This window comes from Vibrio sp. 10N.261.51.F11 (assembly GCF_041471665.1).
GTDB lineage: Bacteria > Pseudomonadota > Gammaproteobacteria > Enterobacterales > Vibrionaceae > Vibrio > Vibrio crassostreae_C.
Genome location: NZ_JBFROW010000019.1, coordinates 18,448 through 31,188, shown reverse-complemented (window position 1 = coordinate 31,188; position 12,741 = coordinate 18,448). Strand labels below are relative to the sequence as shown.

The window sequence follows — 12,741 nt, the reverse complement described above, 5'->3', positions numbered from 1 at the left end:
GAACTCAGGGGGAGCACAAAGGGTGCTCCCAAATATTACTTTTTTGAAGTGATTACGTTGTAGAAACGATTAGTGCTTCTTTTTGTAATCCGCAACCGCTGCTTTGATTGCATCTTCAGCAAGAATTGAACAGTGAACTTTCACTGGTGGCAACTCTAGCTCTTCTGCGATTTCAGAGTTTTTAATAGCAGCTGCTTCATCAATACTTTTACCTTTAACCCACTCAGTGACTAGTGAGCTAGAAGCGATTGCGCTACCGCAACCGTAAGTCTTGAATTTTGCGTCTTCAATAATACCTTCTGCAGATACTTTGATTTGCAGTTTCATTACGTCACCACAAGCTGGTGCGCCAACCATGCCGCTACCTACACTTGGATCTTCTTTATCAAACGAACCTACGTTACGTGGGTTTTCGTAGTGATCAATTACTTTTTCGCTATATGCCATGATAGTTACCTCGAATCCTCTATTTCCGTGAGATTAGTGATGAGCCCACTCAACAGTGTTCAAATCAATCCCTTCTTTATACATATCCCATAGAGGAGACATGTCGCGTAATTTATTTACTGCTACACGGATTTGTGCAATCGCGTAGTCGATTTCTTCTTCCGTAGTGAAACGGCCGAATGAAAAACGTACTGAGCTGTGTGCCAGTTCATCGTTTAAGCCAAGAGCGCGTAAAACGTATGAAGGCTCAAGACTCGCTGATGTACATGCAGAACCTGATGATACCGCTAAGTCTTTTAAAGACATAAGCAGAGATTCACCTTCAACGAAAGCAAAGCTCACGTTTAGGTTATGTGGTACACGTTGATCTAAGTCGCCATTTACCGTTACTGCTTCTAGATCTTGAACCCCTTTCAATAGACGCTCGCGAAGTGCTAGTGCGTGGTCATAATCTTTCTGCATGTCTTGTTTAGCGACAGCAAAAGCTTCACCCATACCCACGATTTGGTGAGTAGCAAGCGTACCAGAACGGAAACCACGTTCGTGACCTCCACCGTGCATCTGTGCTTCAAGACGAATACGTGGCTTACGACGAACGTACAAAGCACCAATGCCTTTAGGGCCGTATGCTTTGTGTGCAGAAAGAGAGATAAGGTCAACTTTCATCTCTTTTACATCTAGTGGGATTTTACCCGCAGACTGAGCCGCATCAACGTGGAAGATGATCTTGCGTGAACGACATAATTCGCCGATTGCAGAGATATCTTGGATTACACCAATCTCGTTGTTTACGTGCATGATAGAAACAAGAACCGTATCTTCACGCATTGCTGCTTGTAGCTTGTCTAAATCAATGATGCCGTTTGCTTCAGGCTCAAGGTAAGTCACCTCAAAACCTTCACGCTCTAGTTGGCGACATGGATCAAGAACCGCTTTATGTTCTGTTTTACACGTGATTACGTGCTTACCTTTCTTCTCGTAAAAGTGCGCTGCACCTTTGATAGCAAGGTTGTCTGACTCTGTAGCACCTGACGTGAAAACAATCTCACGTGGGTCTGCATTTAGTAGATCGGCAATTTGCTCACGAGCATTATCTACTGATTCTTCTGCCTGCCAGCCGTAACGGTGTGAACGAGATGCAGGGTTACCGAAGTTACCGTCCATCGTCATGCACTGAACCATTTTTTCAGCAACACGTGGATCGACTGGGCATGTAGCTGAATAGTCAAAGTAAATAGGCAGTTTCATTTTCTACTCCAATGTAAAAACTGACCGCTAAGAGCGGGCATTAACACCGTGAGGTGCTGCACTAATCGTTGTAGTGCTCGTATTTTTATGTGCAAAACCATTATTAACCGCAAGATCGATATCTTGACGATCAGAAATCTCTAAAACTTCGTTATCTTTCATTAGCTCACCGAGCGTAATGTCATTTAAGAAGCTGCTGATTCGGGAGCTTAAATCACGCCAAAGAGTGTGAGTTAAACAACGACTACCACCTTGGCAATCTGCTCGACCGTGACACTTAGTTGCATCAACTGATTCGTCTACTGCAGCAATTACAGTTCCGACAGCGATGTCGCTCGCTTCAGCACCTAAACGGTAACCACCGCCAGGACCACGAACACTAGCAACTAAGCCAGCTTTACGTAACTTAGAAAATAGCTGTTCTAAGTAAGATAATGAGATGCCCTGTCGCTCTGAAATATCAGCCAGAGGAACTGGGCTTTTTTGCGAATGCAGTGCTACATCTAGCATAGCTGTTACCGCATATCTTCCTTTAGATGTAAGTTTCATATCACACCGAATCCACATTGTTTATGTGGTTGGAATCTTCCCATACCTGACTAAATTGGTCAAGTATTTAGTTGACTATTTTAGTCAAGTATTCACCCTTAGGGTTTGTGTGGTTTTTATTTGTCGTTTTTGCTCTTCTCAATTGAAGTCAAAATGCCGCGTAGAGTGTTGATCTCTTGCAACTCTGGACGAGCTCGACTGAACAGACGACGTAGTTTATTCATCACCTGACCTGGCTTATCCTTAGAGATAAATTGGGTATCAATGATCACTTTTTCAAGGTGCTCATAGAACATTTCTAGTTCTTCGTGACGAGGGTACTCATCTTGTTGCTGTGGCTGATATTGGCTAGCGACCATATCAAGGTGAGCTACACGCACTTCGTAGCTCAGAGTCTGCACTGCCATTGCTAGGTTTAGCGAGCTGTATTCAGGGTTAGCTGGGATACATACATGGAAGTGGCACTTCTGAAGCTCATCGTTAGTCAAGCCAGTACGTTCACGGCCGAACACTAATGCGACTGGGTGCTTTTGACCTTCAATCGCAAACTTTTGTCCACACTCACGAGGCTCAAGCATTGGCCATTCAAGCGTACGTGAACGTGCACTCGAACCAACCACCAAACCACAGTCTTTTACGGCTTCGTCTAATGTAGAAACGATGGTCGCGTTTTCTGCGATGTCACCTGCACCCGCAGCCAGTGCTAAGGTCTGCTCGTCAACTTCACATTGAGGGTCTACAAGAACTAATTGACTCAAACCCATCACTTTCATTGCGCGAGCTGCTGATCCGATATTTCCCGAATGAGACGTACCAACCAGAACGACTTTTACATTGTCTAACATGCTATATGACACCACTTTAAAAATAATCGCGAGATATTAACACATAGCAAAGTAAAATGGTCAGACCCTTCGCGTAATGTGAAACCAAGAGTTCAAAAAATAACCACTTCCCTTTTGGTAAAACTTTGGTATACTCGCCGCCGCTTTAAATTGTTCTTTAACATCTTGTGGGAAAAACCATATGCATCCAATGCTAAACATTGCGATACGCGCTGCGCGTAAAGCTGGCAACCATATTGCTAAATCTCTAGAAACAACTGATAAGATCGAATCGTCTCTAAAAGGTAACAACGATTACGTTACTAACATTGCTCAAGAAGCTGAGTACATGATCATTGAGACAATCAAAGCATCTTACCCAGAGCACAGCATTATTTCTGAAGAGAAAGGCCTGACTGAAGGTAAAGACTCTGATGTACAATGGATCGTTGACCCACTGGATGGCACCAACAACTTTGTAAAAGGTTTCCCTCACTTCTCTGTATCTATCGCTGTTCGCATGAACGGTCGTACAGAAGTTGCTTGTGTTTATGACCCAATGCTAAACGAGCTATTCACAGCTCAACGTGGCGCTGGCGCTCAACTTAACAACGCTCGTATGCGTGTTACTCAACTAAAAGACCTTCAAGGTACTGTTCTAGCGACTGGTTTCCCATTCAAGCAAAAACAACACTCTGAATCTTTCATGAAGATCATCTCTGGTCTATTCATCGACTGTGCTGATTTCCGTCGTACAGGTTCTCCTGCTCTTGACCTATGTTACCTAGCAGCTGGCCGTGTTGATGGTTACCTAGAACTTGGCCTTAAGCCATGGGATCTAGCAGCTGGCGATCTAATCGCTCGTGAAGCTGGTGCTATCATGACTGACTTTGCTGGCGGTACTGATTACATGACTTCTGGTAATGTTGTTGCTTCAAGCGCACGTGGTGTTAAGTCTATTCTTAAGCACGTTCGTGAGAACGCTAACGAAGGTATGCTGAAGTAATTCAGAACTTACGTTAACGCTCCCTGTTTTAAGGGCGCATAGAAATTCCAAAGCCTCGCTATATAGCGAGGCTTTTTTGTATCTGCGATACGAGATACGAGATACGAGATACGAGATACGAGATACGATCAGGATGTCTCTTAGTGAAATGAAGTTCAACATACTTCAACGCTAAATTGTATTGAGCTTCCCTAGAATACAGACGTAAAAAAACCGCTAGTTGCCTAGCGGTTTTTTTGGTTTAGCGAAACTTATTAAGCCAAGGCCTAAGGCATCTCGTCAAACTCTTCACCTTCTTTGTCCACTTGTGGTGGCATTAGGTGTTCACGCGTAATACCTAACTTCATAGCCAGTGCAGATGCAACGTAGATAGAAGAGTAAGTACCAACCGTAATACCCAATAAAAGTGCAGTCGCGAAGCCGTGGATCATAGCGCCGCCCTGAACGAACAGTGCGATAACTACGAATAACGTGGTACCAGAAGTGATCAATGTACGGCTCAATGTTTGTGTGATTGAGCTGTTCAGTACTTCAGGCGCTTCACCCTTACGCATCTTACGGAAGTTCTCACGAATACGGTCGAATACAACAATGGTATCGTTGAGGGAGTAACCGACGACCGTTAGCAAGGCTGCTACGATGGTAAGGTCGACCTCAATTTGCATTAGAGAGAACACACCCAGAGTGATGATGACGTCGTGCGCCAGTGCTAATACTGCACCTGCAGCCAAACGCCATTCAAATCGCACTGATACGTAGATCAATATACAGATAAGAGAAACTAGGATAGCAAGGCCACCCGCTTCTGTTAATTCGTCACCCACGTTAGGACCAACGAACTCGATACGACGCATTTCAACTTGCTCACCAGTACCATTCTCAATAGCAGAAAGGATTTGGTTACCAAGCGTTTCGCCCGCTACGCCATCACGTGGACGTAAACGAACCATCACATCACGAGCTGAACCGAAGTTCTGTACCGTTGCATCACCAAAGCCTTCGGCTTCTAGTGCACTACGAATATCAGGAAGGTGTGCCGGTTGTTCAAAACCAACTTCAATCAGAGTACCGCCAGTAAAATCTAGACCCCAGTTCAACGATTTCGTTGTTAGGGTGAAGATAGCAGTACCAATCATCAAGATAGAAAAAACAAAGGCAACCTTTGACCAACGCATAAAGTCGATCATTTTGTCTGCTTTTAGAATCTGAAACATATTAATTCCTAGCCTTAGATCGACAGTTTTTTAACGCGTTTGCCGCCATACATCAGGTTCACGATACAACGTGTTCCGATAATAGCTGTAAACATTGAAGTCAAGATACCGATAGACAGCGTTACCGCGAAGCCTTTGATAGCACCCGTACCCACAGCAAATAGAATGATTGCTGTTAGTAGTGTGGTGATGTTGGCATCGGCGATTGTGCTGAATGCGTTCGCGTAACCTTGGTGAATCGCTTGTTGTGGACTGCGTCCATCTCGAAGCTCTTCACGTATACGCTCAAAGATCAGAACGTTCGCATCAACCGCCATACCAACCGTTAATACGATACCGGCAATACCTGGTAGGGTCATGGTAGCCCCCGGAATCATCGACATAACACCGATAATCAACACCAAGTTAGCCATTAGCGCAACGTTCGCAATCAGACCAAAGCTACGGTAGTAAAGCAGCGTAAACAGCATTACAGCAGCCATACCCCAAACCATCGCCATGATACCCATATCGATGTTTTGCTGCCCCATAGATGGACCAATGGTACGTTCTTCTACAATCGAGATAGGCGCAATCAATGCACCAGCACGCAGTAGAAGTGCCAAGTTATGAGCTTCAGCCGTTGAATCGATACCAGTAATACGGAAGTTACGGCCTAGCGCAGATTGAATCGTCGCTTGGTTAATCACTTCTTCGTGCTTACTCAAGATAACTCGACCTTCCGGTGTTTTACGACCGCTGTCTTTGTACTCTGCAAATACCGTTGCCATTAGCTTACCGATATTCTGACGAGAGAATGCAGACATCTTGCTACCACCTTCGCTGTCTAGCGAGATGTTAACTTGAGGACGACCATATTCATCAACACTTGAGCTTGCATCAGTAATACTTGAGCCGCCTAGAATAACGCGCTTCTTAAGTACCACAGGACGACCATCACGATCTTGCTTGATTTCGCTACCCGCAGGGGCACGACCAGAAGCGGCAGCGGCTAAGTCAGCACTGCTATCCACTTCACGGAACTCAAGCGTCGCGGTAGCACCAAGAATTTCTTTAGCGCGAGCCGTGTCTTGAACACCAGGCAATTCCACTACGATACGGCTAGAGCCTTGACGTTGAACCAAAGGTTCAGCAACACCAAGTTCGTTAACACGGTTACGTAGAATGGTAATGTTTTGCTCTACCGCATAGTTGCGGATTTCTTGAAGACGAGCCTCTGTGAAGCTAGCAACCAAAGAAAAACGACCATTAGATTCAGAATCTACAAACGTCATGTCTTGGTGCTTAGATTGCAGTAGCGATTTCGCTTCAGCAAGCTGCTCGGCGTTACGTAGAATCACTTCAACCGCATCTTTACCAGATGGGCGAATTGCACGGTAACGGATTTTTTCTTCACGAAGTTCGCTACGGAACGCTTCTTCTTGTTGGCCAACCAGCTTTTGCATCGCAGCGTCCATATCCACTTCCATCAAGAAGTGAACACCACCACGTAGGTCAAGACCAAGCTTCATTGGTGCAGCACCAATAGATTCAAGCCAATCAGGAGTTGAAGCAGCTAAGTTTAAAGCAACGATTACGTCTTCATCTAATGCTTCAGTGATGACATCACGAGCACTAATTTGAGAGTCTGTATCGTTAAAGCGAACAAGAATGGAACCGTTTTCTAGAGCAACGGATTTAGTAGAAAGGTTTTCAGCTTCAAGAGCATTGGTGACAGCATCCAGCGTAGACATATCTACAGAGGCGCCGCGCGCCCCTGTAACTTGAACTGCCGGATCTTCACCGTATATATTCGGAAGTGCGTACAACGCAGCGATGGCGATAGTAAACACCACCATCAGGTACTTCCATAACGGGTAACGGTTTAGCACAGCGAGGATCCTCTAGCTGTTTATAGAGATTTCAGAGTACCTTTTGGTAGCACTGCTGTAACGAAGTCTTTCTTGATAACTACTTCGTTGTTTGCATTCAGTTCGATAGCAACGTAGTCGCTGTCTTCTGCAATCTTAGTGATCTTGCCAATTAGGCCGCCGCTTGTAAGAACTTCATCACCTTTGCCCATAGAAGACATAAGGTTTTTGTGCTCTTTAACACGCTTAGCTTGTGGACGGTAGATCATGAAGTAGAAGATCACAGCGAACATACCTAGCATGATAAGCATTTCGAAACCGCCGCCTGCTGGTGCACCTTCTGCTGCTGCGTGAGCTTGAGAAATAAACATTTAAAACATCCTCTATTTATATTTTCGTAATTGTTTGTCTAATTGGGTCGCATCCCTTTATTTTCAAGCCCCATCACTCGGAAGAGAGATAGGGCTCGCAAAAAAGAAATACTAAGATTCTTTACCTAGTGGTGGCACTTCACGCCCCATTCTTGCGTAGAACTCTGCAACGAACTCTTCAAAGCGGTCTTCATCGATAGACTGACGAATGTCTGACATTACTCGTTGGTAGAAACGCAGGTTATGAATCGTGTTCAGTCGAGCACCTAGGATTTCGTTACAACGATCCAAATGGTGTAAGTACGACTTGCTGTAGTTCTTACAAGTGTAACAGTCACACTCTGAATCTAGTGGTGTTGTATCGGTTTTATGCTTCGCATTACGGATCTTGATCACACCTTCAGTCACAAACAGGTGGCCGTTACGTGCATTTCGCGTTGGCATTACACAGTCAAACATGTCGATACCACGGCGAACACCTTCAACCAAGTCTTCCGGTTTGCCTACGCCCATTAGGTAACGTGGCTTATCTTCTGGCAGTTGAGGACATGTGTGCTCAAGAATGCGGTGCATATCTTCTTTTGGTTCGCCTACTGCTAGGCCACCTACTGCGTAACCGTCAAAACCAATTTCTGTTAGGCCTTTAACGGATACATCACGAAGGTCTTCGTACACGCCACCTTGAACGATACCGAACAGTGAGTTCGGGTTTTCAAGTTTGTCGAAGTGGTTACGTGAACGCTCAGCCCAACGAAGAGACATCTCCATTGAGTCTTTTGCTTCTTTGTGTGTCGCAGGGTAAGGCGTACACTCATCGAAGATCATTACGATGTCTGAACCTAAATCTTTTTGGATTTCCATAGACTTCTCAGCGTCCATGAAGATCTTGTCACCGTTTACAGGGTTACGGAAATGAACACCCTCTTCAGTGATTTTACGCATTGCACCTAGGCTGAATACTTGAAAGCCGCCTGAATCAGTCAGGATAGGACCGTGCCAGTTCATGAAATCGTGCAGGTCACCGTGCATTTTCATGATTTCTTGACCAGGACGTAGCCATAGGTGGAATGTGTTACCTAATAGGATTTCAGCACCTGTGTCTTTTACTTCTTCAGGTGTCATACCTTTAACAGTACCGTAAGTACCTACAGGCATGAATGCTGGGGTTTCAACGGTACCGCGTTCAAACTGAAGTTGACCACGACGTGCGCCGCTATTAGTTTTTTTAAGTTCGTATTTTAATTTCACGAAGCCTCCAATATGCCAGAGAAACAATCTGACTGTTAATTCAGAACCTTAGGCCAAACAAAAGTTCAGTCTAGTGGGTTCTATGAGGAGCGGTCGCGTATTCCTTGCGAGAGATTAGACAGACACCCTGCCCGACTCCTAGCTTACTGCTAGCACCCGTAAATTCTAATGTATATCGTTTATAACTAGCTTAAATTAGCTTGTTTTCTTATTGATGAACATGGCATCACCGTAGCTGAAGAAACGATATTCGCTCTTCACTGCGTGATCGTATGCGCCCATCACGTTGTCGTAACCTGCAAATGCACTCACCAACATAATCAGTGTTGATTCTGGCAAGTGGAAGTTGGTAATCAAGCAATCCACCAACTGGTATTCATAGCCAGGGAAGATGAAGATTTCTGTATCACCAAAGAAAGGAACGAGCTCAGTGCCTTTCTTCAATGCATCTTGAGCTGCACTTTCTAGTGAGCGTACTGATGTTGTACCAACAGCAATAATACGGCCGCCACGGGCTTTTGCTGCAGCTACGGCGTCAACCACTTCTTGCGGCACTTCAACGTACTCAGCATGCATGTGGTGATCGTTAATATTATCAACTTTTACTGGCTGGAACGTACCAGCACCAACATGAAGCGTCACGTAAGCAAACTCAACACCTTTTTCTTTCATGTCAGCCATTAGCTTGTCATCAAAGTGAAGGCCTGCTGTTGGCGCTGCAACCGCACCCGGCTTTTCATTATAGACAGTCTGGTAGCGCTCTTTATCTGCATCTTCATCAGGACGATCGATGTAAGGAGGCAGTGGCATGTGACCAACACTGTTAAGAATCTCTAAAACGCTTTGATCAGATGTGAAATGGATTTCGAATAACGCATCGTGACGCGCCACCATTTCAGCTTCATATTCATCGTTCTCACCAAGGAACAACTTGGTACCCGGCTTCGGTGATTTAGAACAACGAACATGCGCAAGAATGCTTTTCTCATCAAGCATACGTTCAACCAGCACTTCAAGCTTACCGCCTGATGCCTTGCGACCAAATACACGAGCTGGAATCACTCGAGTGTTATTGAAAACAACAAGATCGCCTGGCTCAACCAAGTCTAAAACGTCTTTAAACGAACCATCAGCTAGGTTACCGCTGTTGCCATCTAATTTAAGCAGGCGGCTTGCTGTACGCTCCTCTTGAGGGTAGCGAGCAATGAGTTCATCTGGTAGGTCAAAGTGAAAATCTGAAACTTGCATGTGTCTAGTCTTGTCTTAGTTGATGAGATTTGTGCCGTTGACGAATCATAAATCGTAGTTGCTGGATAATCGTTACGGTAAGTCAATCGTTACCAGAAACACATCGCAAACACGACTAAAAATTTCGCAGTGGGCTAGTATAGGCACACGAGCCGCAATAGCAAGGTTTACAGCACTGGATTATTGTAAAGAGGCGTAAAATAATGCGACTGATTCACCTCCTCAAGCTAAAGAATTAGTTGCATAAAACTCACCCAAGAATGCGTCAGATCTCAGTTATTTTTTGGATAAAAAACTATAGTAATAGCAACAAATAAAAAAGAAGGAGGTTCGTATGATCAAGGTTGAAGATATGATGACTCGCAACCCTCATACCCTATTGCGCTCACACTCACTGGCCGATGCTAAGCACATGATGGAAGCACTTGATATCCGCCATATTCCGGTCGTCGATTCCGACAGGCAACTACTAGGTGTCGTCACACAACGAGACGTTCTCGCCGCTCAAGAATCCAGCCTACAAAACATCCCACAAGCTCAATCTTTTACTCTTGCTACTCCCCTCAACGACATCATGCACAAAAGTGTTATGTCGGTAGAGCCGCGTGCAGGATTAAAAGAATCGGCTATCTACATGCAGAAACATAAAGTGGGCTGTTTACCTGTCGTAGAAAACCACGAACTAGTAGGCATTATTACAGACAGCGATTTTGTCACGATAGCGATCAATTTACTGGAGCTGCAAGAAGAAGTAGAGCCAGAAGAAGCAGAAGAAGAGTAACGCTCGGAATTGATATAAAGAAGAGCGGCCAATTCAGCCGCTCAGAGGGATTGTTGTCGCAGCGGATTATTATAGAAGCTCAGATACCACATCCGCTAATTGATGGAATGTCTCACGACGCGAAGAGCTTGGTCGCCAGACAAGGCCAATATCTCGGTAGGCCTGCTGACCAGGAGGATCGATCACAACGAGATTCTGGTTTTCCAATAAACCGTGGTCGATCGCCATTTGCGGAATAAAGGTGGTTCCTAAACCATTGGCCACCATTTGCACCAATGTGTGAAGGCTCGTCGCAGTGAACGGGTTGATCTTCTCTTTATCCGTTAACTTACAAGCCGACACAGCATGCTCGGTTAAGCAATGCTCGTTCTCCAACAAAAATACAGATTCGTCTGGCAGGTCATCGTATTTAATCGGAACGCGAATACCATCAGCTTGATTGCGACTGATCACCATCCGGAAAGGGTCTTGCCCAACAACTTGGCTTTCCATATTGTCGATATCGACAGGCAAAGCCAGAATCAGCACATCTAAGTCTCCATGACGCAGCGCAGCCAATAGGTTGGTCGTTGTGTCTTCACGTAACAGCAAATTTAATTGTGGAAAGCGCTGGTTGGCTTCCTGTACCAAATCGCACAAAAGGAACGGCGCTATAGTAGGAATACACCCGACTCGCAGCTGCCCTTGCATCGCATCCCCGTTACATAGATTTCCAAGTTCTACGAGATCTTGTCCTTTCGCTAGTAGCTCTCGACCGTGCTTGACCACCAGCTCACCTGCTTGCGTGAAAACTAGCGGGCTCTTTTTATCTTTCTTCTCATAAAGCGGGCAACCAATCAGCTCTTCTAGGTTTTGAATGCCTTTACTTAGCGTAGATTGACTGACGAAACAGCGATCTGCGGCATCACTGAAATGACGAGTTTCGTGAAGAGTAACAAGATAGTGAAGTTGCTTAAGACTTGGCCATTTATTCATGAAATTACTTTGTAATATGAGTAGGATAAGTTAGGTAAAGGTCATTCGACCTAAGGACAGGACAAAGAATAAGCTTATCGCTTTTTTCGATTAACTTAATCTATTTAATTCGCTTTTTTCTATAGTACCGATTGTACTATAGTTTGTCCCGTAGAAACGGAGCCCAAACAAAGATGTGTTGGGCCAACTAATTTTTTAGGAGATTCCAAAATGGTACTAGTAGGTCGTCAAGCCCCTGACTTTACTGCAGCAGCTGTTCTAGGTAACGGTGAGATCGTTGATAACTTCAACTTCGCAGAATTCACTAAAGGTAAGAAAGCTGTAGTTTTCTTCTACCCACTAGACTTCACTTTCGTTTGTCCTTCAGAGCTAATCGCTTTCGACAACCGTCTTGAAGATTTCCAAGCTAAAGGCGTTGAAGTAATCGGTGTTTCTATCGATTCTCAATTCTCTCACAACGCATGGCGTAACACTGCTATCGCTGATGGCGGTATCGGTCAAGTTAAATACCCTCTAATTGCTGACGTTAAGCACGAGATCTGCAAAGCATACGATGTTGAGCACCCAGAAGCAGGCGTTGCTTTCCGTGGTTCTTTCCTAATCGACGCTGACGGTCTTGTACGTCACCAAGTAGTTAACGATCTTCCACTAGGTCGTAACATCGACGAAATGCTACGCATGGTAGACGCACTAAACTTCCACGAGAAGAACGGTGAAGTTTGTCCTGCACAATGGGAAGAAGGCAAATCAGGTATGGACGCATCTCCAAAAGGTGTTGCAGCATTCCTATCTGAGCACGCTGACGACCTAAGCAAGTAATTACCTCTTAAGCCCGAACTCAACGCGGGTTAATGGTTGGAAGATTCTCTTTAAAGAGACATAAAGCATAAGCTAATAGCGCAAAGCGCACCGCCAATCAGTTAAGAAGTAAAGTCCTATTAAAAGCCCGAAGTTAACGCTTCGGGCTTTTTGTTTTCCCC

General features: G+C 44.9%; 13 protein-coding genes. 3 read left to right on the top strand and 10 right to left on the bottom strand.

Annotated features, from left to right (window positions below; all coding sequences use genetic code 11):
• Window positions 1–69 precede the first annotated feature (69 nt).
• The 4 genes from iscU to trmJ all read right to left on the bottom strand — a co-directional run bounded on the left by iscU (window position 70) and on the right by trmJ (window position 3,089).
• The gene (gene iscU, locus AB4351_RS07020; RefSeq protein WP_004735094.1) at window positions 70–447 is read right to left on the bottom strand and encodes a Fe-S cluster assembly scaffold IscU; all 378 of its coding nucleotides are present in this window, start codon (window positions 445–447) and stop codon (window positions 70–72) included.
• A gap of 33 nt (window positions 448–480) precedes the next feature.
• Window positions 481–1,695: an IscS subfamily cysteine desulfurase gene (locus AB4351_RS07015; protein WP_010440514.1), complete on the bottom strand. Its 1,215-nt coding sequence runs from the start codon at window positions 1,693–1,695 to the stop codon at window positions 481–483.
• A gap of 27 nt (window positions 1,696–1,722) precedes the next feature.
• Window positions 1,723–2,244 carry a Fe-S cluster assembly transcriptional regulator IscR gene (iscR, locus tag AB4351_RS07010; protein ID WP_010440512.1) on the bottom strand — a complete coding sequence of 174 codons (522 nt, stop codon included), beginning with the start codon at window positions 2,242–2,244 and terminating at the stop codon, window positions 1,723–1,725.
• Window positions 2,245–2,360: 116 nt separating this feature from the next.
• A complete protein-coding gene (trmJ, locus tag AB4351_RS07005; RefSeq protein WP_017062835.1) occupies window positions 2,361–3,089 on the bottom strand; it encodes a tRNA (cytosine(32)/uridine(32)-2'-O)-methyltransferase TrmJ in 729 nt (242 codons plus the stop codon).
• Window positions 3,090–3,270: 181 nt separating this feature from the next.
• Between trmJ and suhB the strand changes: the two genes are divergently transcribed.
• Window positions 3,271–4,074, top strand: a complete 804-nt coding sequence (gene suhB / locus AB4351_RS07000) for an inositol-1-monophosphatase (RefSeq protein WP_017062836.1) — start codon at window positions 3,271–3,273, stop codon at window positions 4,072–4,074.
• Window positions 4,075–4,340: 266 nt separating this feature from the next.
• Here suhB and secF read toward each other — a convergent pair whose 3' ends face one another.
• The 5 genes from secF to queA all read right to left on the bottom strand — a co-directional run bounded on the left by secF (window position 4,341) and on the right by queA (window position 10,005).
• On the bottom strand, window positions 4,341–5,288 hold the full coding sequence (gene secF / locus AB4351_RS06995; RefSeq protein WP_017062837.1) for a protein translocase subunit SecF: 948 nt from the start codon (window positions 5,286–5,288) through the stop codon (window positions 4,341–4,343).
• A gap of 14 nt (window positions 5,289–5,302) precedes the next feature.
• On the bottom strand, window positions 5,303–7,159 hold the full coding sequence (gene secD / locus AB4351_RS06990; protein WP_102320714.1) for a protein translocase subunit SecD: 1,857 nt from the start codon (window positions 7,157–7,159) through the stop codon (window positions 5,303–5,305).
• Between the two features lie 20 nt (window positions 7,160–7,179).
• Entirely contained in the window at window positions 7,180–7,509 is a 330-nt protein-coding gene (gene yajC / locus AB4351_RS06985; RefSeq protein ID WP_010440492.1) for a preprotein translocase subunit YajC, read from the bottom strand.
• A 111-nt stretch (window positions 7,510–7,620) separates the two neighbouring features.
• Window positions 7,621–8,757: a tRNA guanosine(34) transglycosylase Tgt gene (tgt, locus tag AB4351_RS06980; RefSeq protein WP_017056177.1), complete on the bottom strand. Its 1,137-nt coding sequence runs from the start codon at window positions 8,755–8,757 to the stop codon at window positions 7,621–7,623.
• Window positions 8,758–8,952: 195 nt separating this feature from the next.
• Window positions 8,953–10,005 carry a tRNA preQ1(34) S-adenosylmethionine ribosyltransferase-isomerase QueA gene (queA, locus tag AB4351_RS06975; RefSeq protein WP_017062523.1) on the bottom strand — a complete coding sequence of 351 codons (1,053 nt, stop codon included), beginning with the start codon at window positions 10,003–10,005 and terminating at the stop codon, window positions 8,953–8,955.
• A 334-nt stretch (window positions 10,006–10,339) separates the two neighbouring features.
• Here queA and AB4351_RS06970 point away from each other — a divergent pair, with 334 nt between their 5' ends.
• Window positions 10,340–10,786 carry a CBS domain-containing protein gene (locus tag AB4351_RS06970; RefSeq protein ID WP_372125467.1) on the top strand — a complete coding sequence of 149 codons (447 nt, stop codon included), beginning with the start codon at window positions 10,340–10,342 and terminating at the stop codon, window positions 10,784–10,786.
• A gap of 69 nt (window positions 10,787–10,855) precedes the next feature.
• Here AB4351_RS06970 and AB4351_RS06965 read toward each other — a convergent pair whose 3' ends face one another.
• A complete protein-coding gene (locus AB4351_RS06965; RefSeq protein ID WP_017062525.1) occupies window positions 10,856–11,761 on the bottom strand; it encodes a hydrogen peroxide-inducible genes activator in 906 nt (301 codons plus the stop codon).
• 210 nt (window positions 11,762–11,971) lie between these two features.
• Here AB4351_RS06965 and AB4351_RS06960 point away from each other — a divergent pair, with 210 nt between their 5' ends.
• Window positions 11,972–12,580 carry a peroxiredoxin C gene (locus AB4351_RS06960; RefSeq protein WP_017062526.1) on the top strand — a complete coding sequence of 203 codons (609 nt, stop codon included), beginning with the start codon at window positions 11,972–11,974 and terminating at the stop codon, window positions 12,578–12,580.
• The last annotated feature ends 161 nt before the right edge of the window (window positions 12,581–12,741 follow it).

Coding starts and splice junctions, on each gene's coding strand:
- secF (WP_017062837.1), bottom strand. CDS start 5,288: ATGTTTCAGATTCTAAAAGCAGACAAAATGATCGACTTTATGCGTTGG.
- yajC (WP_010440492.1), bottom strand. CDS start 7,509: ATGTTTATTTCTCAAGCTCACGCAGCAGCAGAAGGTGCACCAGCAGGC.
- trmJ (WP_017062835.1), bottom strand. CDS start 3,089: ATGTTAGACAATGTAAAAGTCGTTCTGGTTGGTACGTCTCATTCGGGA.
- iscU (WP_004735094.1), bottom strand. CDS start 447: ATGGCATATAGCGAAAAAGTAATTGATCACTACGAAAACCCACGTAAC.
- AB4351_RS06970 (WP_372125467.1), top strand. CDS start 10,340: ATGATCAAGGTTGAAGATATGATGACTCGCAACCCTCATACCCTATTG.
- queA (WP_017062523.1), bottom strand. CDS start 10,005: ATGCAAGTTTCAGATTTTCACTTTGACCTACCAGATGAACTCATTGCT.
- AB4351_RS06965 (WP_017062525.1), bottom strand. CDS start 11,761: ATGAATAAATGGCCAAGTCTTAAGCAACTTCACTATCTTGTTACTCTT.
- iscR (WP_010440512.1), bottom strand. CDS start 2,244: ATGAAACTTACATCTAAAGGAAGATATGCGGTAACAGCTATGCTAGAT.
- AB4351_RS06960 (WP_017062526.1), top strand. CDS start 11,972: ATGGTACTAGTAGGTCGTCAAGCCCCTGACTTTACTGCAGCAGCTGTT.
- AB4351_RS07015 (WP_010440514.1), bottom strand. CDS start 1,695: ATGAAACTGCCTATTTACTTTGACTATTCAGCTACATGCCCAGTCGAT.
- suhB (WP_017062836.1), top strand. CDS start 3,271: ATGCATCCAATGCTAAACATTGCGATACGCGCTGCGCGTAAAGCTGGC.